The following is a 21,066-nucleotide window of genomic DNA, read 5'->3' as shown; positions in this document are numbered from 1 at the left end:
ACTATGGTGCTATAATTATTATTCATACAATACATACCCAATTTCGAATTTCAAAACCACAAATCAAACATTATCAACCGATATTTTTATTTTTTTATCCATTAAGTATATACTTAGGCAAAATTGATTTTTGAATATATTGAGTAACAATATCTTATGCCATTATCGACATTAATTGTTTTGCCACTTTTTATTATTACAATTGTTTTTGCCTCACTCTTTAAACAGACAAAATGGCAAATGCTAACCATAACTTTACTAACGATCTTTATTGTAATGGAGCTAACTTCTATCTATTTTAGTGGTGGCTTTATTGATTATCAGTTTTATGTAAATTTAAACATTAATGACATAATCGAAGGGCTATTTATTTTTAAATTACAAGCAGTCTTAGTTATCGTTGTCTTTTTTTCCCTTATTTTTTTGCTATCAAAACTCGCAGATTTATGCAAACGTAAATGTCATTTAGTATTTCGTCTGTTACTAGCCTTTGTGGCAATAGTATCCATCAGTTACAATAATGGTCCATTCAGTCGCTTATACGAAATCTATCAAGTTACAAGCGCACCTCGTGAGCCATTTGAGCAGGCGTTACAATCACTTAATATGACTCACTATACCAATAAAGATCAGCTTGTTAGCTATCAAGGTAAAAATATTATTGTTTTATCTTTAGAATCATTTGAACAAGGCTTTTTCGATTTTGAGGATATTACCCCTAATTTACAAAAACTTCGCCAAGATTATACCTTTTTTGCTAATATGCCCATGAGTCCAGGAAGCTCATGGACTACCGCATCGATGTACACTTATATGACCGGTATGCCCTTTCTAATTGGTGGCTACACAACATCACCACTAATGCGCGCAGACAAAACCAATCTAGTTAGCCTAGGCGATATACTTAATCAAGCGGGCTATCAAACCCGTTATGTAATGGCTAGCCCTGATTTTGCTGGTATTGGTCACACTGCAGAACTGTTTGGTATGCAAGTCATTTCTGAAAAAAACTATGTCGGCCAATATCCACCAGCACCTTTTGGGCTGTATGACAAAGACATTTTTGATGTAGCGCAAAAACAAATTACTGAAATGCGCAAAACAAAAAAACCTTTTGCTTTATTTATTTCAACTGTTTCAACTCATGCACCAAATGGTTTTGATGATGAAAGAATGAAATCGGTTATTTCACCAAAATCAGATAATATGTCTTTCGTTGCTGCTTCACTAGATCATAATTTGGGAATTTTTATCCAACATCTAAAAGAAGAAGGTGTATTAGAAGATACTGTATTTTATATTTTTCCAGATCATTTAATGATGGGAGCAGGCACACCAACAATCAATCGTCTTTCAGAAAAAGAACGCAAACTTTATTTATTAACAAATGCACATACGCAAGATCTACAAAAAAACACTGATCAAACTATTTATCAGATTGACTTACCTCGTTTAATTTTAAATGGAGCCCAAGTCAAAACTAACGCTAAATTTTTGACTGACTATTTAACTGAACCTAATTTTGATAAAAAACAGTTTATTGAACAAAATAAATCTAATATTGCAACGCTCAATAATTCAGCACAAGTATTTAAATAGGCACGAAAAATGACGTTTGATACATTAATTTTTGTCTCTACAATTAGCTTTTTAGGTATGATCTCACCTGGGCCTGATTTCTTTTTGGTGTTAAAAAATAGCTTAAGCTATAACCGCAAGATAGCATTGCTCACTTGTCTAGGCGTCATCATCGCCATCTTAGTTCATATGAGCTATTGTATTGCGGGTATTGCAGTACTTATCACCACAACTCCACTTCTTTATAACGCCTTACGCTATGCGGGTGCCACTTACTTAATATGGCTTGGCATAAAGGCACTGCTCGCTCAAAAACCAAATACCACCTATATTGGTAAGCCACAACTCATGCAGCCAATTTCAGAAAAATCAGCCTTTATGCAAGGTTTTTTATGTAATTTACTTAATCCTAAAGCAACGTTATTTTTTTTAGCTACCTTTACTCAAGTGCTTAATGCAGAATCATCAACACTTGATAAGCTAATCGTTGCGTTTATTATTTGGATTGAAGGTGTTTTTTGGTGGCCTTTTGTCGTCTTTATTTTTCAAAGGCAAAGTGTACAACGACGTTACTTTAAAATTCAATTTATAATTGATAAATTACTAGGAGGCATTTTAATTACACTAGGAATTAAAGTTGCCCTAGGTTTTTAGATTATTAAAAAGTAATTAGTAAATATTAAGTCTAAAATGCATACTTTTTTGAATATTTAAACATTAATTGTTAAACTAAAACCTGTTCATCTTTTATAATCGTCTTGTCCTTAATTTCCGATTATAAATGCACTGATAACACGTTTTATTCAATAGGCTAATTAAATGGATAAATTATTACAATATGGTCGAGAGCTTCTTGAATTGGAGATATACGAAGCAAAAAAATTACCAGATAGATTAGGCAAAGATTTTGTTAACGCATGCAAACTTATTTTAACCGCCAAAGGTAAAGTCGTTGTTTCGGGTATTGGAAAATCAGGGCATATAGGGAAAAAGATTGCCGCTTCGTTAGCTAGTACAGGAAGTCCTGCTTTTTTTATGCATCCATCGGAAGCCCTGCATGGCGACTTAGGAATGATAACTCAAAACGACGTAGCTATATTAATTTCATACTCGGGTCGAGCTAAGGAATTTAATTTAATTTTACCTATTCTTACAGAAATGCAGGTGCCTGTTATTGCTATCACTGGAGGGTTGGATTCACCACTTGCTAAATCAGCCCAAGCAATTCTTGATATTTCAATTGAAAAAGAAGCTTGTCCTATGGGACTTGCGCCAACCTCTAGTTCAACTAATACATTATTAATGGGGGATGCGCTAGCAATTGCAGTAATGCGAGCACGAGGCTTTAAAGAAGAAGATTTTGCACGCTCCCACCCTGCAGGTAGTTTAGGGGCTAAATTACTCAATCATGTCAAAGATGTAATGCGAACAGGTGATCGTATTCCTAAAATACCACAAACTGCAACCGTATTTGATGCCATGCTAGAATTAAGCCGTACAGGAGTAGGGCTAGTTGCAATCTGCCAAGATAATAATAAAATAGTTGGTGTATTTACCGATGGTGATTTACGTCGCTTATTATTAAAAAATGGTACATTACAAGATAACATTATGGACGTTATGACCAGCTTGGGACATCGCATTCCTGAAAGTTGGAAGGCTGTCGAAGCACTAAAATTATTTACTGATCATAATATTACTGCCGCTCCGGTTGTTAATAACAACAATGAATTAGTAGGGGTTTTAAACATCCATGATTTGCATCAAGCTGGTATTAGCTAAAAGTATTGGTAAATACCTATTGCCAAAAGGTACTATCTATTGAGATAATTACCGACCTAAATTTTTGTCGTTAGACGGAGATCCAAGAAAAGTTACACAATGATAAAGCGAATGATCATATAAATCAAAGCAAGTTGACATTGTGTTGTATATTTTAACCAAAATTAACAGATGATGAAACAACAATGGCAGAAAAGCGAAATATCTTTCTAATTGGCCCAATGGGGGCAGGAAAAAGCACTATAGGCCGACAAATTGCACAACAGTTAGGCATGGATTTTTTTGACTCAGATCAAGAGATTGAAAAACGTACTGGAGCCGATATTGCATGGATTTTTGACCTAGAAGGAGAAGAGGGATTCCGAGCCAGAGAAGAAAAAGTCATTAACGAATTGACTGAAAAACAAGGTGTAGTTCTTGCAACTGGTGGGGGTTCAGTCTTATCTAAAGAGACACGAAATAGATTATCCGCTCGAGGAATCGTTGTCTATCTTGAAACAACCATTGAAAAACAGATGGCAAGAACACAAAAAGATAAACGCCGCCCATTACTACAAGGAAGCAACACACCTCGTGAGCTTTACGAAGAGCTAGCTGGAGAGCGCGAACCACTTTACGAAGAGATTGCTGATATTACAATTAAAACCGATGAACAAAGCGCCAAAGGTGTTGCTAATTATATTATTGATAAAATAGAGCAAATTTAAGTCGTGTATTTTAGAAATAATAGCTAATCATTAAGTAATAAATCTTTTGATAGGTTAAGGAGTAAGTATGCGTGTAGATAAAGATGACCGTTATATATCAGAACAACCCAATAAGGATTCTGCGCATTCATTCAGATTACTTAGTTTTCTTCAAGATCTTCCAAAGAAAAAATTAATTATTTTTGGTTCAGCAATTATTATTCTTTTATTGCTTGGTTTGATTATTTTTAATTCTTCTCGTAAAAAAGAAGGAACACCATTAACACCACCTGTGGTTAATGGAGTGGCTTCAACAGAAGAAAACAATAATACAATCACTGATGAACAAAATAGTGTTGGAATTGGTGGAAATCAACCTAAAAGTAATGAACTGGTGACAGATACATCAAACAGTACATTAAATAAATTTAATACACAACAACAGCAACTTGAATCCTTTTCAGATACAAGTAATGGCTTAAACCTATCAATAAATGACTCAAATGGAGATTCTAAAGCAAATCATCATTCTGCGGCAACATCTAATGGTAGGGTTAAATCAAATAAAAATAATACGAAAAAAAACACATCGAACTCTGTTAATCGTAAAACTGAAAATAATGATTTAGGGAAAAATATTAAGATAAAAAATGATCATTATGTCGTTCAGCTTAGTGCCTCTAAATCACTTGAAGGTCTAAAAAAATTTGTAAAACAAAACGATATAACAGATTACCATATTTATGAAACCAAACATAAATCTGGTTCAATGTTTATTTTAATAAAAGGCAACTATTCATCAGTAGATGAGGCACATAAAGCAATCAAGTCTTTGCCAAATGCACTACAGAAAGACAAACCATGGGTTAAATCTGGTGCAATGATTAATAAAGAAAAAGTAGCAAAATAACCAAGGATATCGTTTATTTATCCGATCAACGACAAATAGGAGTATCCGTTGAAGAAGCAACGAGCCTTTTTAAAATGGGCTGGAGGAAAATATGAGCTTGTGGACACAATTAAACGGTATCTACCAGAGGGCGATCAGCTAATAGAACCTTTTGTTGGAGCTGGTTCTGTTTTTTTAAATACTAACTATAAAAGTTATATCTTAGCGGATATCAACCATGACTTAATTTCATTATTTACATTATTAAAATCAAGTCCAGATCAATTTATCCGTGACCTTAGATTACTATTTGTTGCTCAAAACAATCACCCAGATGCGTTTTATCAACTGCGTGATGTATTCAATGGAAGTAAAGATCAGTACATCAGATCGCTTTTATTTGTCTATTTAAATCGACATTGTTATAACGGCTTATGTCGTTATAACAACAATGGACTATTTAACGTACCATTTGGACGCTATAAGACAATTTATTTTCCTGAAAAAGAACTTTACTTTTTTGCAGAAAAAGCTCAAAGAGCACAATTTTTTTGCGCACCTTACCACGAAGTAATGAAGAAAGCGGCAAAAAATTCAGTAATTTATTGTGATCCCCCCTATATACCCCCAAATGAATCAGCTGGATTTACGGCTTATTACTCAAATATATTTGGATTTGAAGAGCACAAAAACTTGTCAGAATTAGCTGAAACTATGGCGTATAAAAAAAACATACCCGTGCTTGTGTCTAATCATTATACTGATTACACAATGAACCTTTATAATAATGCAAGCGAACTTTATCGAACAGAAATGAGACGATCAATTAGCTGTGCCGGTAAAGGAAGAAAAAAAATTGACGAGATTCTAGCATTATACAAAAAGTCTTAGATAGCTAAATATAAAGCGAGTTATTAGAGGTAAGTTATGAAAGAATACATTATTGCTCCATCAATATTATCAGCTGATTTCGCTCGCCTTGGTGAAGATACACAAAAAGTGCTAGATGCAGGAGCTGATGTAATACATTTTGATGTCATGGACAACCATTTTGTACCTAATCTCACAATGGGAGCAATGTTTTGTAAAGCTTTACGAAACTATGGTATTAATGCTCCCATTGATGTGCATTTGATGGTATCACCTGTTGAAGAGATAATTACCTCATTTGCCAAAGCTGGGGCAACCAATATATCTATTCATCCAGAAGCTACTGTCCATTTGGATCGTTCATTACAGTTAATTAAAGATCATGGCTGCACAGCTGGTATTGTATTTAATCCAGCTACACCGCTTGATTATTTAGATTACGTCATGGATAACATTGATATTATTTTATTAATGAGTGTTAACCCAGGTTTTGGAGGTCAATCTTTTATACCTTCAACAATTAAGAAATTACAACAAGCTAAACAGCGCATTATTGAATCTGGACGCAATATTCGTTTAGAAATTGATGGCGGTGTAAAAATTGACAATATTGCCGAAATAGCTAGAGCTGGTGCCGATATGTTTGTTGCTGGTTCAGCTATATTTAGCCAACCCGATTATAAAACAGTTATTGACGCCATGCGTAAAGAATTAGCAGGAGTTGAACATGAATAAACTAGAAAATATTCAAGCAGTAGCTTTTGATTTAGATGGTACATTAGTTGACAGCGTACCAGGACTAGCATTAGCAACACAAAATATGTTAGCAGACTTGAATCTACCTACAATCAGCAACGAACAAGTCAAAAATTTTGTAGGCAATGGTATTGATATTATGCTAGAACGAGTATTCAAAGCAATTGAAGTCGATCCATCAACAGAACTATTTGCCAAAGCTAAAGATCTATTTAATCAACACTATGATAAAGTCATCGATGCAGAAACAAAACTGTTTCCCAATGTTAAAGAGACCTTAAAAGTACTTCACGATAATAATTATCCACTAGCATTAGTAACCAATAAACCGGCACAGTTTTTGCCTGCTTTGCTGACTTCTTTAGGCATAAAAGAGTACTTTTCATTAGTGCTTGGTGGAGGGGATGTGATCAAATTAAAACCACACCCTGCCCCTTTATACCAAGTAATGGCTAAATTTGGATTATTCTGTGATCAGTTACTTTTTGTTGGTGATTCAAAAAATGATATTACTGCAGCCCAAAATGCTAACTGCCCAACTGTTGCATTAAGCTATGGTTATAACTATGGCATATCGATTGCCACTAGCAACCCTGATTTCTTATTTGACGATTTTAAAGACATATTAACATTATTACCTCAGCCAAAAGCTAAGGCAAAAAAATAATTAGCATAGATTAGGAATAAATTATGAGCAAACCGATTGTATTTAGTGGCGCTCAGCCATCAGGAGAACTAACACTTGGCAACTACTTAGGTGCTTTAAAAAATTGGGTGGCTCTGCAAGGCGAATATGATTGCATTTATTGTATCGTCAATCAACATGCAATTACCGTACGCCAAGATCCGAACAAATTACGTAAAGCCACATTAGACACACTCGCTCTATATTTAGCTTGTGGTATTGATCCGCAAAAAAGTACCATTTTTGTACAATCACAAGTGCCTGCGCATGCAGAACTCGGCTGGGCATTAAACTGTTACACCTACTTTGGTGAACTTAGCCGTATGACTCAATTTAAAGATAAATCATCTCGTCATTCTGAAAACATCAATGCGGGATTGTTTGATTACCCAGTACTGATGGCTGCGGATATTTTGCTCTATCAAGCAAACTTAGTACCAGTAGGTGACGACCAAAAACAACATCTTGAACTATCACGCGACATTGCTATGCGATTTAATGCGCTTTACGGTGACATATTTACTATTCCTGAACCCTTTATTTCGAAAGTGGGAGCTCGCGTCATGTCACTACAAGAACCAACTAAAAAAATGTCTAAATCAGACGAAAATCGCAATAACGTAATTGGTTTACTCGAAAATCCAAAAGATATCGAGAAAAAAATAAAACGTGCAATGACCGATTCAGATGAGCCACCTGTGGTACGTTACGATCTAAAAAATAAAGCTGGTGTTTCAAACCTACTTGACATTTTAACTGGCGTGACAGGTAAGCCTATCAGCGAACTTGAAAAAGAGTTCGAAGGCAAAATGTATGGCCACCTAAAAACCGAAGTAGCAACACAAGTCATTGATATGCTAACTACACTTCAAGCGAAGTATCATCAGTATCGAGATGATGAAAGTTATCTAATTTCAATAATGCAAGAAGGGGCAGAAAAAGCACGCTCAAAAGCCGCACCAACTTTGAAAAAAGTTTATGATGCAATCGGTTTTGTATAATTGAAAAATTAATAACTGATTGTTACTAAAAAATAAAACAGTATGCAATGGCTTTAATATACAAGGAAAATGGGTAACAATTAAAGCCATTTAAATATACAGGTTAGTTATGAAGATTATTATTCTTGGTGCAGGACAGACAGGTAGTGCGCTTGCTGAATATCTCGTTACCGAAAAGCAAAACGATGTTACAGTGGTTGATGAAGATCACGACAAATTGCAATCATTACAAGAACGTTTTGATTTACAGGTGATTTGCGGAAAATCATCTTACCCACAAGTTTTAGAAAGCGCTGGTGCTGAATCAGCTGATATGCTTGTTGCTGTAACTAACTCAGATGAAGTCAACATGATGGCCTGCCAAATTGGGCATGTCATGTTCAATATTCCACAAAAAGTTGCACGCATTAGATCACCTGAATACAATAACGAAAACTACCCTCTTTTCAATAAAGATTGTATTAATATCAATCATATCATTGCTCCAGAAAACCTTATCACCAACCATATTAGTCAATTAGTACAATATCCTGGTTCGTTACAATTTGCATCTTTTTACGACAATCGTGTCTGTTTGGTTGCCGTTACCGCTTATTATGGCGGTGCTTTAGTAGGTAGTGAATTATCAGAACTCAAAGAACATTTACCACATGTTGAAGCTCGAGTAGTAGCTATTTACCGCAAAAACCGTTTTATCCGACCGCTTGGTTCAACACTTATAGAAGCGGGCGATATGGTCTACTTTATAACTCCCCCCGTTAATATCAAAGCGGTGACCAGTGAGTTACAAAGGTTAGAAAAACCATATAAACGAATAATTATCAGTGGCGGTGGTGGTGTCGCTGTCGCTCTAGCAAAACGTTTAGAAAATAACTATCAAGTCAAATTAATTGAGCGAAATGCCGAACGAGCAGAATTAATTGCCGAGCAACTTGTTAATACAACAGTATTACATGGGGAATCATCGGATCAAGAATTGCTCTCACAAGAACAAGTTGAACTTACTGATCTATTTATCGCTGTTACCAGTGATGATGAATCCAACATCATGTCCTCTATGTTAGCCAAAAGAATGGGAGCGAAAAAAGTAATTGTATTAATTCAACGCCAAGCCTACCTTGAACTAATTAATGATAGTGTGATTGATATTGCGATTTCCCCACAACACGCCACAATATCTGAGCTATTAAGCCATGTTAGACAAACTGGGGTTGTTAAAGTTGTTTCATTAAGACAAGGAGAATCCGAAATTGTCGAAATTATTGCCAATGGTAATGGTGAAACATCAAGACTGGTTGGCAAAAATATTAATGGCCTAAAACTCCCATCGGGTGCAACCATTGGAGCTGTAGTGCGTGGAGAAGATGTTATTATCGTTAATACTGATTTAACCATTGAAGACAATGATCATCTAATCATCTTCTTACCAGATAGAAAAGCAATTACTGATATTGAAAGATTATTACAATAGCTTGTTAAAAATAGATAATCAGTTCATAATAAAAAATCATTTTGACTCGGGGTGTTTTTTGTCTAAACAAAAAACTGAGATTTCACCCGTTGAACCTGATCTGGATTATACCAGCGTAGGGAAGTCTAAGCCATAAAAGCCTTAAATTGGCAAATTCTTCCCGACATTTATAAATTAATAAATCAGTAAGAAAGGAAGAAATATGTCAGCAGCCAAATCATTCCAAATTACCCAAACCGCTCCTTTTATCAATTATATAAAACAACACCGCCCACTAGTGCATTGCATTACTAATGATGTAGTCCAAAACTTTACCGCCAATGTACTACTTGCTATTGGTGCATCTCCAGCAATGGTAATTGCCGAACAAGAAGTTGCTGAATTTGTCAACATTGCCGATAGCTTACTGATTAATATTGGCACTATTCACAGCAACACAGCCCAAAGTACGCTATTAGCGGCCGCCAAGGCACAGCAAACACAAACCCCATGGGTACTCGATCCTGTTGCTGTAGGAGCAGCACTTAATTATCGAACTGAAATTGCACATCAATTATTATCATTTAATCCCGCAGTAATACGAGGTAATGCTTCAGAAATATTAGCACTAAATGGTCAAAAATCTTTCTCAAAAGGACCCGACGGTCAAGACACAACTCAATCAGCTTTAAACGCTGCCCAAGAGCTTGCGCAAAAATATCAAACTATTGTCGCAATGACGGGCGATGTTGACTACATAACTAACGGAAACAGCACATATAGTATAACTGGAGGTGATATTGCTTTAACAAAAGTAACAGGTACAGGATGTTCATTATCTGCAATGGTAGCGGCTTTCATAGCTAATTCTCCTGACCCATTATCAGCCACTACCTGTGCATGTTTTATGATGAAAAAAGCTGGTGAGCTAGCTAATAAACAACAAGGATTAGGAACTTTCTCGATATCACTATTAGATCAACTCTCAACATTTAACCCATCGCTTTAATAAGGAAATCAAATGAAAAAACGACTGGATTTAACCCTCTATTTAGTCCTTGATCCATTATTATGCGGTGGCATTAATGGCATGGTAAACACCACAAAGATTGCTGTTTCAAATGGTGTGACTGCAATACAGTTAAGATCTGAACGTGAGTTTAGCGGTAAAGATTGGTACTACGCTGCCTTAGCATTAAAAGAAGCATTAAACGACACCTCTGTTCCACTATTTATAAATGACCATGTAGATATTGCTTTAGCGGTTGATGCCGATGGTGTCCATATTGGGCAAAGTGATTTGCCTGTTGATGTAGCTCGACAACTTATCGGCAAAGATAAATGGTTAGGCCTTTCGGTAACTAACCAACAACAACTTGAAGCAGTTCCTTGGCAGCAGGTTAATTATATTGGCATAGGCCCTATCTTTCCAACCACAACCAAAAAAAATGCAACGGTAGCAATAGGAACTGAACAATTAACTGAATTAGTCAAACTAAAACAGTGCCCAACTGTTGCCATTGGTGGTATTGATGAAAGCAATGTAACTAGCATTATTCAAACGGGCATTGACGGCGTTGCTGTAGTTTCGGCTATTTGTGGCAAAAAAGATATTCAACAAGCAACATTATCGCTTATCAACAAAATCAAACAAGTTAAATAGGAAATACTATCATGACAACAATTGCATTAACCATTGCAGGATCTGATCCTAGCGGTGGTGCAGGTATTCAAGCCGATCTAAAAACTTTTTCTGCACTTGGTGCATATGGTATGTCAGTTATCACTGCCCTAACGGCACAAAGCACGCAAGGGGTTGATGCGGTATTAGCTATATCGCCCGAATTTATTGAAGCCCAATTTAATACACTTTATCAAGATATTCAAATTGATAGCGTAAAAATGGGTATGCTAATGAATAAAGAAATAGTTGCAACCGTTCACCACCTTCTTAAAACAAACCCTATTCCTACTATCGTGTTAGATACTGTAATGGTTGCTAAAGGTGGACATCCCCTTTTAAAGTCTGATGCCGTAACAGCTATTCGTGAGCTTTTATTACCCTTAGCCACAATTATTACTCCCAATCTACCAGAAGCAGCAGCGCTACTCGATTGTGATGAAGCTAAAACCGAAGATGAAATGCAAAAGCAAGGGCGTGAATTACTCAAGTTAGGCTGTAAAGCGGTATTAATGAAAGGAGGACATTTGCCTAGCAATGAAAGCCCTGATTATTTGATCACACACAATAATATAATAAGAATGACCTTTCCACGCATCCAAACTAAAAATACTCACGGAACGGGGTGCACATTATCAGCAGCTATTGCAGCATTATTACCTAAAAATAATTTAGAAGAAGCAGTCGCCCAAGCAAAAAATTATCTACAAGGCGCAATTAGCCATGCCGATGATTTAAATATAGGGAAAGGAATTGGACCAACGCATCATTTTTACCGCTGGTGGTAATTGTTCAAAATATTAATGGGATTTACGTCACTAACTATTGCATATAACAACAAATCCCATACGCAACTAATGCAGATCTTTTGCTTCACTCGTACTACAACTGAGCGTTCCTCGCTTTCCTTGCTCGTCTTCAAAATAATCAGCCCAACAACTTTTCATTGATAAATCAATTTGTTTTATCAACTCAACTCTAGTTCCATTATAAGAACAACTAACATAATAAGGTTCAATATCTGTCTTATAATTAACTTCCCATATTAACTCATGTTTCTTACCGTCAACCGTTCCTTTTGCTGGTTTTAAAGCCGCCATTCTAGAAGGCTTATCGTGATAAACAATCATACTAAAAAAAGATGCCTCCTTACTATTTATATCATTAGAAACTTCCCACCCATCAGGCATATTTACAACTTCTTCTTTAATATTAAATTTTTGTGGACAATCAATCTGATAAGCATTAACAAAAAAAACTGCACCACACCAAGCCATAATAGCCACAGTAACACTCAATATTTTACCTTTCATAATATATCCTTATAACAATAGCCTATTAATAAACAGATAAAAGCATTCTAGCATTCCCCAAAATATGCCAATACCTTAAACAAAGTTTTATTAGTTCTGTTTTAATTTGAAATTTCAACAAATTAAAATAGAAAAGATGCTTCAAAATAGCCTAGTGCCGTCAAATATAGATGTAGTTATTACACAATCCTAACAAACTCATAACCAGCCTCATTAACAGCAGTAATCGCAGCTTCTTGCGAAATAGAACTATTTTCGATATCAACCTCGTGTTTGGTTAAATCAACGGTCACTTTTGCATTTGGATCAATATCATTAATTGCTTTTGTTATTGCTTTAACACAGTGTTGACAACTCATATTATCGACTATTAATTTCATGAAAACCTCTCTATTTCTAATGCATTTTTAATAAATAACAGGTCTATTTATAACACTAATTTTATTTGATTACATTTAATTTTTTTTACAAACATGATAAAATTCACTCACTTTTTATACTTATAACAAAATATTATGATGAAAAAAATAAAATATTCTTTACTGCTAATTTGCAGTTTAATCCTTGTTGGATGTTCTGAACCTAGCTCTATCGACCGTTGGATTGACAATCCTACTGCTAACGAAATAAAAGTCACTATTGATGGTAAAGAATTAACGATTCCAGCCAAATCAGGTGTTAATTATACATTTGAATATGGCAAACATACCTTATCGTACAATAATGACGACTTCAATTTTGTCGTAAAACCGGCTCAATTTGGAGAATTAGGTCTTATTAACCCAACACAAAGTAACTATTACTTATACACTGTCATCTATTCAACCTCTGAGTTGAATGATGAGCAATACGAAAAGATCTTAAGAGAAAACAGAGAAATAAATAACATCCCAGCCATTATTGATGGTAAAGAGCAAGAAATAGAAATGCCTGCAAAATTAATCAATGATGTATTTATTGAACACAGCCAATATCGTTGGGATTATTCTTATGATCAACCTTTCCCAGAAGAAATAACTCAAGACCTAAGATTAAAGAAAAACCAATCTTATCAACAACGTTTTAGAAAATTATATCGTGAAAGCGACTTTATTGAATTCTTAAAAGAAGATGAACAAGAAGACATTAGCTTCCCTTACAACCCTAAAAAGTTCAGCGAGATAAGCCAATATGTTATTCCTAAGATTGACTTAAATAACATAAAATGCGAAGCCGGTCGCCAATATATGGAAGGCCTGTTAAATGATTGGAATCATCTTATGACATTAAAAGGTAGTGATTTTACAAAACCATACGACAATTTGGCATCAAATGATGCAATGGCTAAAAGCTATGGTGCAGAAGACAAATGTACAGAAGAAAACGATCCTGAGAAAACTTATAGAAAAGAATTGAGGCAATTCGTTGATGCTCTCAGAAATACTCGCGATGTTAACTTTTATGTAATTAAATAGCATTGCCTTAGTCATTTCCAAAAATAAAAAAGAGGTTGTTAAACAGCCTCTTTTAACAGGAAAAGATAATTTCAAATGGATTTTATGCACCAACAAACGAACAAGCTGTTTTCCCATTTTTATTTCAAGAAAAGTACTAAAATTTTTATTCTACTATTTACATCTTGCAAAAAGATAATTATGATACGCGCCATTATTAACCGCAAAGGAGAATTGATTATGATTTATTTAACTAACCTTTGCAGGCTTATCGCAAAATAATTAAGTAATTACCTATCCAACCTTTTACTTCAATTCATTCTGCTAATTTTAGCCTGCCGATATAACTTATACCCAATGATTAAAGACAACTTTATATTAATAAAATAATGTTTGAAAAGAATAAATTTATTGTGATCTAATCACTATTAAAGAGTTAGGTGTTAAGTAAAATTTTAAGTAAGCTTTCACCTTCAACATATCTTTCTTGCATATGATTTTTTCAAAACAATAGTCTTTATACATCCTCAGGGTAAACCAAAAACAATAATACTTATTAAATGGATTGATATATGGACAATTCTATACAGATGCTATCTGACAAAGTGTCATATATAGCATCAAAAAATACATGGATCGAAGGTTTAGCTATTGAGCAATTACTAACAACTGCAAATTTACCAAATATGGTTAAAGTTGTTGGTATGCCAGATCTTCATCCAGGAAAAGACTATCCTATTGGGGCGGCTTATTTAAGTCGTGAAATCATTTACCCTGCTTTAATTGGCAGTGATATTGGTTGTGGTATGGGATTTTGGCAAACAGAAATTAATATTGCCAAACTAAGCGTAGATAAACTAGAACGGCAAATCGGCAATATTGATCAACCAGATATACGGCACAAATATAATCTTGGCACAATTGGCGGTGGTAACCATTTTGCTGAATTACAAAAGGTTAGTAAGATTTTTGATGAACAGTTATTTAATCATTATCAACTTAATGCTAAAAAATTATTTTTATTAGTACATAGTGGTTCAAGAGGATTAGGACATCAAATTTTACAAAATCAAATATCATGCTTTGGTTATCAAGGTTTGCCTGAAAATAGTCCAGAAGCATTAAACTATCTAACTAAACATGACAACGCCGTGGCGTTTGCAACATTAAATCGCCAAACTGTTGCAGAAAGATTAATGAAAAATCTGAATACACAAGGGACAGAAGTGTTAAATGTGTGCCATAACTTTCTGGAAAAAGTAACGTTTTCGAAACAAAACTATTGGTTACATCGTAAAGGAGCCTCTTCAGCTACGGATGAACTAGTGATTGTGCCAGGATCGCGAGGGGATTATAGCTATTTAGTCGAACCAATAAAGAGTGAAAACCTACTTATGTCATTAGCTCATGGCGCAGGGCGTAAATGGCGACGAACCGATTGTAAAGGTAAGTTAGATAATCGTTATTCAATGCAAGAGTTAAAAAGAACTAAATTAGGTACTCGCATAATTTGTGAAGATAGTCGCTTAATTTATGAAGAAGCCCCACAAGCATATAAATCAATCGATAGTGTGATTGAGTCTATGCAACAAGTCAATATTGTTAAAGTCATTGCACAGCTTACGCCAATATTGAACTATAAAACACAAGGAGGTCATTAATGGCATTACTCTTTTTTTCATCTGCCAGAGGACCTGCCGAGTGCACTTTAGCTGTTTCCAAAGCAGTAACAAAATTCTTAGATGAGGCAAGACAATTATCGGTAACAACCGAAATTGTCGAAAACGTATTGGGTGATAACCCCAATACTTTTCGATCAGTCCTTATTTCGGTTGAAGGTTTACAAAGTGAACAATTAATTCAACGTTGGCTTGGAACCATACAATGGATTTGTCAAAGTCCGTATCGACCGACGCATAAACGTAAGAATTGGTTTATCGGTATTACTTGCCTAAAAAATCCCTCACAAATAATAGATAGTAGCATTGAATTTACGACTATGAAGTCATCAGGTGCAGGTGGCCAGCATGTCAATAAAACCGAATCAGCAGTAAGAGCAACACATCTTGCGACGGGGATTAGTGTTAAAGTACAAACAGAACGAAGTCAACATGCCAATAAACGGTTAGCTAAATTATTACTAGCCCATAAACTTGCCGAATACGAAGCAAATACACATCAACAACATAAAACCACGCGCCAACAATTTCATTACTCGGTGCCAAGAGGTAATAGTAGTTTAGTATTTTACGGCGAAAAATTTAGCGAAAAAAGACACTAACCATGTTACTAATATAATAGTTTTATTATTTATATGAATAATAAAACTTTATTTACCAACACTATAAATAAAAAGCATTTAAAACATTAATATATACTTCATGTTACATAGTAATAAATAATTAAACATAATTTATATGGAATATTGATACTTTATAAATCCCAAATGTATCAATATCCTATTTTTATCATTATAATTATCTTTCAGCCTATATGCTCACTTAATATATCGCATTAATTATTAAAGGAAATAAATCAATAATGTTACTTAATAACAATCAAAAATTAGGGCTGTTTTGCCTTGTGCTATTTTCGGTTAGTTTCATTATCTTAATGCAAGTGCATTTAATGCCTACAGTAATTGCAGGCTTATTAACCTATACGTTAACACAAAAATTAGATGATTTTTTATCACAAAAAATGCTACGTTTTAGCCATAGGTCAAAATTAATTTCGGTATTGGTACTTACCACTTTAATTATTGGCATTTTTATTGGTGGCTTTTGGTATTTATTTGCTTGGTTTGTTGATATGGCCAAGCATCCAACCGAAACATTAACAAATTTGAAATTACTGGTCAACAATGTAATCAGCAGTCTACCAACAAGTATTACCCATTATTTACCTGATGATCTAGATGAAATTAAATCAACTATAATGATTTACCTTAAAGATCATGTGTTTTATCTACAATCTATTATTAAAAAAGTGTTTCATGATTTAATTATATTAATTGTAGGAATGATCATTGGATTAATTCTGGGTTATAAAGAAAATCAACGCAACGCTGATCATAATCAAATTACACAAAGGCCATTGACTAAAGCCTTGAAAACCAGCCTAAACCGATTAGTAGTGGTTTTCCAATATGTAGCTATCTCTCAAGTTGTGATTGCATTATTTAATACCGTAATGACGGCTATTTTACTATTTATTATTCTGCCCGTGTTTGGTATTCATTTGCCATTTAGTAAAAGTTTAGTGCTAGCAACATTTATTTTTGGTCTAATTCCAATTATTGGAAACCTGATTGTCAATACAATAATCTTTTTTGTCGCATTTACCGTATCATTTTCTGTTTCAATAATAATTATTGTTTATTTAATTTTAATCCATAAAATGGAATATGTACTTAATGCTAAAATTGTCGGCACAAAAATCCATGCTGGTATCTGTGAATTACTAATTGCGATGCTATTTTTAGAAACTCTTTTTGGTGTCATTGGTTTAATTTTTGCGCCTATTTTTTATGCGTTTATAAAATTATCACTAAAAGAATTACGAATTATTTAAATCTATTCAAATTAAGATTTGTATAAATTGATAGTTATCTGATTGTTATAAAATAGATTTTCATAGTAAAAAATAAGTTAATTTATTACCACATAGTCAAAACTTTAAAATCACCAAAATTGTTCAGATAAACCATTAATTTTATTGAAGCTTATGTTTAATGTTTTTAAATAAATCAAACATTTATAGACTGACTATTTTTTATTACACCGATTTTGGATTAAAAAAAGCGCTTTTGTTATTTAATAACCGCTGCTTAATAACAAAAGCGCACATACGTTGTCTGCTTCAGCCCCTCTGCAACTCAAAAATGGAGAGATAAACAGCTAAGGTGTACTGCAAATAACATGATCACGCAAGGTTGCCACGTCGTCATCCTTGCCACACATACCTAGGTCCCCCCCCCCATGTGTACTGCTAAGAAGCCATTTTTTTCCTCCGAACAAGGGATACTGGTCAAATAAGCAGAACCTACAAAACCCGCATCGGGGATAAAGAATGTGTCTATCATTCCCCACTCTGTGAAAAATCCTGCTCCTATTCGTCGTTGATAAAACCGATTACCTGACGACAGCTTAGCATCAATAGTTACTGCATTTTTGCACTTAGAATAGGAAGGATCAGAAGAATAAGGATTATGATCCACACAGACAGCGTTAGTCAAATCTTTTATTTGTGGCATACGATAACCCAAACTGCTACACCATGTAGTTTGGTTAGAAGCGGTATCTCTTCTATCTCCTCGATTGACGAACCACTGCCTCAACTCAAACCCATATCTTACTACCTCATTACCATCACTATCTTTACCCACTAACTCAAACTTCTGCGGTAACTTTGGTACAGTAATTCGGCTAGGATTCGGATTATCCCATTGATTTCCTGCCACTGGACCTGTTAGCTTAACACGGGGAAAAACTTTTCCCTTGTCTTCATCAGGAATCCACCTATCATTAGCTACAACATTTGTCACTGTTGCAGTAATTCCCTCATGTGTGACAGGTAACCATGTCAATTCATTTACATCTATTCCTGTTATGAGTAAATCAAAATATAAATTATGTGCACCTGTGGTCGGGAAATTTAGATTGTATGATTCAGGATCAATTGATTGAACTAAAAAGCCCTTATGAGGATTCCATATATCAACTGGGCTTGCAGGTAACTGGCTGTCAGCTTTCATTAGATTCGGTCTTACATAGTCAATAAGCACCGTCGAAGATAAAATTATTGCATCACTACGATGATTATTTACACGACCACTTTTACTAGTTAATGCCTGTAAATTCCATGAAGATGACAATAATAACAGCCCCAACACCAATAAGCTTTTTTGGAACAATTTCGATAATACGTTGAGAGATAATTTGGAAGATACAAATAAGTTTCGTGCAAGAACGCATTGAATAGGATTATTTGATAAATTCAAGACATAGGTTTGCCAGTGCTGGTGTCTGGTGTCTGGTGTCTAAAATGATAATGCATTATGGTTCACCTGTCAAGTAATATTTTGTTTTATTTAGATTTTTATAATTATTCGCTTATTTAATAAGCTTATTTTCCTATAGCGATAAAAGTATAACCATTAAAAAAATGGTTGGCTAGTTTTTTGGCGGACTTTTTTTATAAAGAAATGTAAAAATAAAAACGGTTCAGTTTTATTGATAGTTAAATTTTTAATTAAAATATGGTGTTATGTTTCTAAATATCCTTCGACAATAAGTCGTGAGATAAAAAGAAATTCAAACGTAAACAAGCCTATCAAGCGCATGAGGCGGTGACACTTGCTCGGAAAAGGCGAAAAAACAGCGGTAATGATAGGCCCATAGAGGCTCGGTATGACATCAAATTGAAAAATACCTAATACATTATTACAGCCAGAGCAGATTGCCGCATGTTTAAACAAACGTCAGCGACTATTTCATTCGTTGACGACGAACAGATAAAGAAAATACAATATTTATTGAACTCGCACCCAAGAAAACGGCCTTAGAATAAAAGCCCTGCCTCCTTTTATTCTAAGGAGCTAAGACGAGTTGCACTTCATGATGTAATCTAGTTTTTTGTAAAATGATAAAATTACTGCGTTTTTTGTTATTTTATTATTTCACTGAAAGCGCTTTTACTTGCTGTGTAAAAGCGCTTAACGCTTGCTTCATAGCTTAGATTCACTTAAGCTGAGCGTTATTCTTTAACTGCTTTACTTTTGATTAATTCCAAGCTTAATATCTCTTTTATATAAAAAATAAGAAATTAGTATTAAGGATAAACGCAAATACCACCATTAGAGCTAGAAACCCAATTTGAGTTTAGGTTATAAACCTGGCCACTGCCCGATTTTACGAAGAAATCGCTATCGCTAGTCCAATAGTCATCACGCCTGGTAAAGCCTGCACTATTGTACATAGTCAAGGTTCCCCATTCCGTTACGAATCCTGCTCCTATACTGCGTAGTACATCATTACGGCGTGACTGTGGTGAAGCGCCGTCTATTCCATTTCTACAAGGAAAATTGTCGTATCGGGAGTCACCTACACCGCACTTCGCATTGGTCAGATCTTTTACTCTTGGCATACGATAACCTATCGCATTACACCATGCGGTTTGCTCAGATTGGTTACCCATTTTATCACCACGATGGACAAACCACTGCTTCAATATAAAACTATACTTTAATACCTCACCAGATCTATTTCTACCCACTAATTCAAATGTTTGCGGCAAATGTGGCTTACGAACTGGACTTGGATTATTGGAGTTTCTTTGAGCATGATTTGCTGATGGACCTGTTAAAATAACGCGTATAAATGTACTTTTTTTAAAAATAGTTTTTGTACTACAGGAAGGCATAAAACTTTCCAGAGTACTGCAAGCCTCATAAAACCAAGACTCATTCCTTGGTATACTTGTCACTGTGGCAGTAATTCCTTCATGTGTATCAGAATCCCATATTAAATCATTTACATTTCCCTCTAAAACTAAATCAAAAAATAACCCATCAGCACCTGTGGTAGGAAAATTAAAAGCATATAAAGGATGTAGTTGAGCAAAAAATCCTTTATTGTAAACAAATTCAGGTGTCGTGGGTTCAGGTTGAATATCGTTAATACCTTCATTATAAAGATAGTAAGGGGAAAGGGTAGGGGTCGCAAATAAGATAACTGGATCAGCAGGTAGTACTATTGCATCACTACGATGATTATTTGCACGACCACTTTTACTAGTTAATGCCTGTAAACTCCATGAAGATAACAATAATAACAGCCCCAACACCAATAAGCTTTTTTGGAACAATTTCGATAATACGTTGAGAGATAATTTGGAAGATACAAATAAATTTCGTGCAAGAACGCGTCGAATAGGATTATT

At 34.7% G+C, this 21,066-nt stretch carries 21 protein-coding genes and 1 riboswitch; of the genes, 17 read left to right on the top strand and 4 right to left on the bottom strand.

Features of this window, described 5'->3' with window-relative positions:
* Positions 1-156: 156 nt before the first annotated feature.
* The 13 genes from B9N71_RS02485 to thiD all read left to right on the top strand — a co-directional run bounded on the left by B9N71_RS02485 (position 157) and on the right by thiD (position 12,166).
* The gene (locus tag B9N71_RS02485; RefSeq protein ID WP_085163995.1) at positions 157-1,599 is read left to right on the top strand and encodes an LTA synthase family protein; all 1,443 of its coding nucleotides are present in this window, start codon (positions 157-159) and stop codon (positions 1,597-1,599) included.
* Between the two features lie 9 nt (positions 1,600-1,608).
* Positions 1,609-2,232 (top strand): LysE family translocator, encoded by a 624-nt coding sequence (locus B9N71_RS02480; protein ID WP_065589486.1) that lies wholly within the window; start codon positions 1,609-1,611, stop codon positions 2,230-2,232.
* A gap of 165 nt (positions 2,233-2,397) precedes the next feature.
* Positions 2,398-3,360 carry an arabinose-5-phosphate isomerase GutQ gene (gene gutQ / locus B9N71_RS02475; RefSeq protein WP_065589485.1) on the top strand — a complete coding sequence of 321 codons (963 nt, stop codon included), beginning with the start codon at positions 2,398-2,400 and terminating at the stop codon, positions 3,358-3,360.
* Positions 3,361-3,545: 185 nt separating this feature from the next.
* Positions 3,546-4,067: a shikimate kinase AroK gene (gene aroK / locus B9N71_RS02470; protein ID WP_034912252.1), complete on the top strand. Its 522-nt coding sequence runs from the start codon at positions 3,546-3,548 to the stop codon at positions 4,065-4,067.
* Positions 4,068-4,134: 67 nt separating this feature from the next.
* The gene (locus B9N71_RS02465; protein WP_085163994.1) at positions 4,135-4,956 is read left to right on the top strand and encodes an SPOR domain-containing protein; all 822 of its coding nucleotides are present in this window, start codon (positions 4,135-4,137) and stop codon (positions 4,954-4,956) included.
* Between the two features lie 48 nt (positions 4,957-5,004).
* Positions 5,005-5,826 (top strand): Dam family site-specific DNA-(adenine-N6)-methyltransferase, encoded by an 822-nt coding sequence (locus tag B9N71_RS02460; RefSeq protein WP_065589483.1) that lies wholly within the window; start codon positions 5,005-5,007, stop codon positions 5,824-5,826.
* Between the two features lie 36 nt (positions 5,827-5,862).
* Positions 5,863-6,540, top strand: coding sequence for a ribulose-phosphate 3-epimerase (rpe, locus tag B9N71_RS02455; protein WP_085163993.1), 678 nt, complete (start codon positions 5,863-5,865; stop codon positions 6,538-6,540).
* Positions 6,533-7,228 carry a phosphoglycolate phosphatase gene (locus B9N71_RS02450; protein ID WP_065561329.1) on the top strand — a complete coding sequence of 232 codons (696 nt, stop codon included), beginning with the start codon at positions 6,533-6,535 and terminating at the stop codon, positions 7,226-7,228. The genes rpe and B9N71_RS02450 overlap by 8 nt, the downstream gene beginning before the upstream one ends.
* Before the next feature lie 23 nt (positions 7,229-7,251).
* A complete protein-coding gene (gene trpS / locus B9N71_RS02445) occupies positions 7,252-8,247 on the top strand; it encodes a tryptophan--tRNA ligase (protein ID WP_085163992.1) in 996 nt (331 codons plus the stop codon).
* A 109-nt stretch (positions 8,248-8,356) separates the two neighbouring features.
* Complete coding sequence (gene trkA, locus B9N71_RS02440; RefSeq protein ID WP_085163991.1) at positions 8,357-9,718, top strand: Trk system potassium transporter TrkA; 1,362 nt, start codon at positions 8,357-8,359, stop codon at positions 9,716-9,718.
* 37 nt (positions 9,719-9,755) lie between these two features.
* A riboswitch (TPP riboswitch) is annotated at positions 9,756-9,857 on the top strand.
* Positions 9,858-9,920: 63 nt separating this feature from the next.
* Positions 9,921-10,706 carry a hydroxyethylthiazole kinase gene (thiM, locus tag B9N71_RS02435; protein ID WP_085163990.1) on the top strand — a complete coding sequence of 262 codons (786 nt, stop codon included), beginning with the start codon at positions 9,921-9,923 and terminating at the stop codon, positions 10,704-10,706.
* Positions 10,707-10,718: 12 nt separating this feature from the next.
* Positions 10,719-11,360, top strand: coding sequence for a thiamine phosphate synthase (gene thiE / locus B9N71_RS02430; protein WP_085163989.1), 642 nt, complete (start codon positions 10,719-10,721; stop codon positions 11,358-11,360).
* An 11-nt stretch (positions 11,361-11,371) separates the two neighbouring features.
* Complete coding sequence (gene thiD / locus B9N71_RS02425) at positions 11,372-12,166, top strand: bifunctional hydroxymethylpyrimidine kinase/phosphomethylpyrimidine kinase (RefSeq protein WP_085163988.1); 795 nt, start codon at positions 11,372-11,374, stop codon at positions 12,164-12,166.
* 66 nt (positions 12,167-12,232) lie between these two features.
* Here the strand turns inward: thiD and B9N71_RS02420 are convergent, their stop codons facing one another.
* Together B9N71_RS02420 and B9N71_RS02415 are read right to left on the bottom strand one after the other, a co-directional pair.
* Positions 12,233-12,691, bottom strand: coding sequence for an STY0301 family protein (locus B9N71_RS02420; RefSeq protein ID WP_085163987.1), 459 nt, complete (start codon positions 12,689-12,691; stop codon positions 12,233-12,235).
* A gap of 179 nt (positions 12,692-12,870) precedes the next feature.
* A complete protein-coding gene (locus tag B9N71_RS02415) occupies positions 12,871-13,071 on the bottom strand; it encodes a heavy-metal-associated domain-containing protein (RefSeq protein ID WP_034912296.1) in 201 nt (66 codons plus the stop codon).
* 135 nt (positions 13,072-13,206) lie between these two features.
* Between B9N71_RS02415 and B9N71_RS02410 the strand changes: the two genes are divergently transcribed.
* The 4 genes from B9N71_RS02410 to B9N71_RS02395 all read left to right on the top strand — a co-directional run bounded on the left by B9N71_RS02410 (position 13,207) and on the right by B9N71_RS02395 (position 17,697).
* Positions 13,207-14,145: a hypothetical protein gene (locus B9N71_RS02410; protein WP_085163986.1), complete on the top strand. Its 939-nt coding sequence runs from the start codon at positions 13,207-13,209 to the stop codon at positions 14,143-14,145.
* Between the two features lie 551 nt (positions 14,146-14,696).
* Complete coding sequence (locus B9N71_RS02405; protein ID WP_085163985.1) at positions 14,697-15,785, top strand: RNA ligase RtcB family protein; 1,089 nt, start codon at positions 14,697-14,699, stop codon at positions 15,783-15,785.
* Entirely contained in the window at positions 15,785-16,405 is a 621-nt protein-coding gene (prfH, locus tag B9N71_RS02400; RefSeq protein WP_065589473.1) for a peptide chain release factor H, read from the top strand. Before B9N71_RS02405 ends, prfH begins: the two co-directional genes overlap by 1 nt.
* Positions 16,406-16,665: 260 nt before the next feature.
* On the top strand, positions 16,666-17,697 hold the full coding sequence (locus B9N71_RS02395) for an AI-2E family transporter (RefSeq protein ID WP_085163984.1): 1,032 nt from the start codon (positions 16,666-16,668) through the stop codon (positions 17,695-17,697).
* Positions 17,698-18,088: 391 nt separating this feature from the next.
* On the opposite strand, the gene B9N71_RS02390 is transcribed toward B9N71_RS02395, so the two are convergent.
* Entirely contained in the window at positions 18,089-19,126 is a 1,038-nt protein-coding gene (locus B9N71_RS02390) for a hypothetical protein (RefSeq protein ID WP_143421996.1), read from the bottom strand.
* 830 nt (positions 19,127-19,956) lie between these two features.
* A partial coding sequence (locus B9N71_RS12950) for a hypothetical protein (protein WP_167370043.1) occupies positions 19,957-21,066 on the bottom strand: 1,110 nt, incomplete at its 5' end.

This window comes from Gilliamella bombi (assembly GCF_900103255.1).
Classification (GTDB): domain Bacteria; phylum Pseudomonadota; class Gammaproteobacteria; order Enterobacterales; family Orbaceae; genus Gilliamella; species Gilliamella bombi.
Note: the sequence above shows the minus strand (reverse complement) of the source record. Positions and strands in the feature narration are given on the sequence as shown.

Bases quoted from the DNA above. Each gene is read 5' to 3' on its own strand.
- B9N71_RS02480 (WP_065589486.1), top strand. From the start codon at position 1,609: ATGACGTTTGATACATTAATTTTTGTCTCTACAATTAGCTTTTTAGGT.
- gutQ (WP_065589485.1), top strand. From the start codon at position 2,398: ATGGATAAATTATTACAATATGGTCGAGAGCTTCTTGAATTGGAGATA.
- thiE (WP_085163989.1), top strand. From the start codon at position 10,719: ATGAAAAAACGACTGGATTTAACCCTCTATTTAGTCCTTGATCCATTA.
- thiD (WP_085163988.1), top strand. From the start codon at position 11,372: ATGACAACAATTGCATTAACCATTGCAGGATCTGATCCTAGCGGTGGT.
- B9N71_RS02415 (WP_034912296.1), bottom strand. From the start codon at position 13,071: ATGAAATTAATAGTCGATAATATGAGTTGTCAACACTGTGTTAAAGCA.
- B9N71_RS02450 (WP_065561329.1), top strand. From the start codon at position 6,533: ATGAATAAACTAGAAAATATTCAAGCAGTAGCTTTTGATTTAGATGGT.
- B9N71_RS02485 (WP_085163995.1), top strand. From the start codon at position 157: ATGCCATTATCGACATTAATTGTTTTGCCACTTTTTATTATTACAATT.
- B9N71_RS02410 (WP_085163986.1), top strand. From the start codon at position 13,207: ATGATGAAAAAAATAAAATATTCTTTACTGCTAATTTGCAGTTTAATC.
- B9N71_RS02465 (WP_085163994.1), top strand. From the start codon at position 4,135: ATGCGTGTAGATAAAGATGACCGTTATATATCAGAACAACCCAATAAG.
- trpS (WP_085163992.1), top strand. From the start codon at position 7,252: ATGAGCAAACCGATTGTATTTAGTGGCGCTCAGCCATCAGGAGAACTA.
- thiM (WP_085163990.1), top strand. From the start codon at position 9,921: ATGTCAGCAGCCAAATCATTCCAAATTACCCAAACCGCTCCTTTTATC.
- prfH (WP_065589473.1), top strand. From the start codon at position 15,785: ATGGCATTACTCTTTTTTTCATCTGCCAGAGGACCTGCCGAGTGCACT.
- rpe (WP_085163993.1), top strand. From the start codon at position 5,863: ATGAAAGAATACATTATTGCTCCATCAATATTATCAGCTGATTTCGCT.
- B9N71_RS02395 (WP_085163984.1), top strand. From the start codon at position 16,666: ATGTTACTTAATAACAATCAAAAATTAGGGCTGTTTTGCCTTGTGCTA.
- aroK (WP_034912252.1), top strand. From the start codon at position 3,546: ATGGCAGAAAAGCGAAATATCTTTCTAATTGGCCCAATGGGGGCAGGA.
- trkA (WP_085163991.1), top strand. From the start codon at position 8,357: ATGAAGATTATTATTCTTGGTGCAGGACAGACAGGTAGTGCGCTTGCT.
- B9N71_RS02405 (WP_085163985.1), top strand. From the start codon at position 14,697: ATGGACAATTCTATACAGATGCTATCTGACAAAGTGTCATATATAGCA.
- B9N71_RS02420 (WP_085163987.1), bottom strand. From the start codon at position 12,691: ATGAAAGGTAAAATATTGAGTGTTACTGTGGCTATTATGGCTTGGTGT.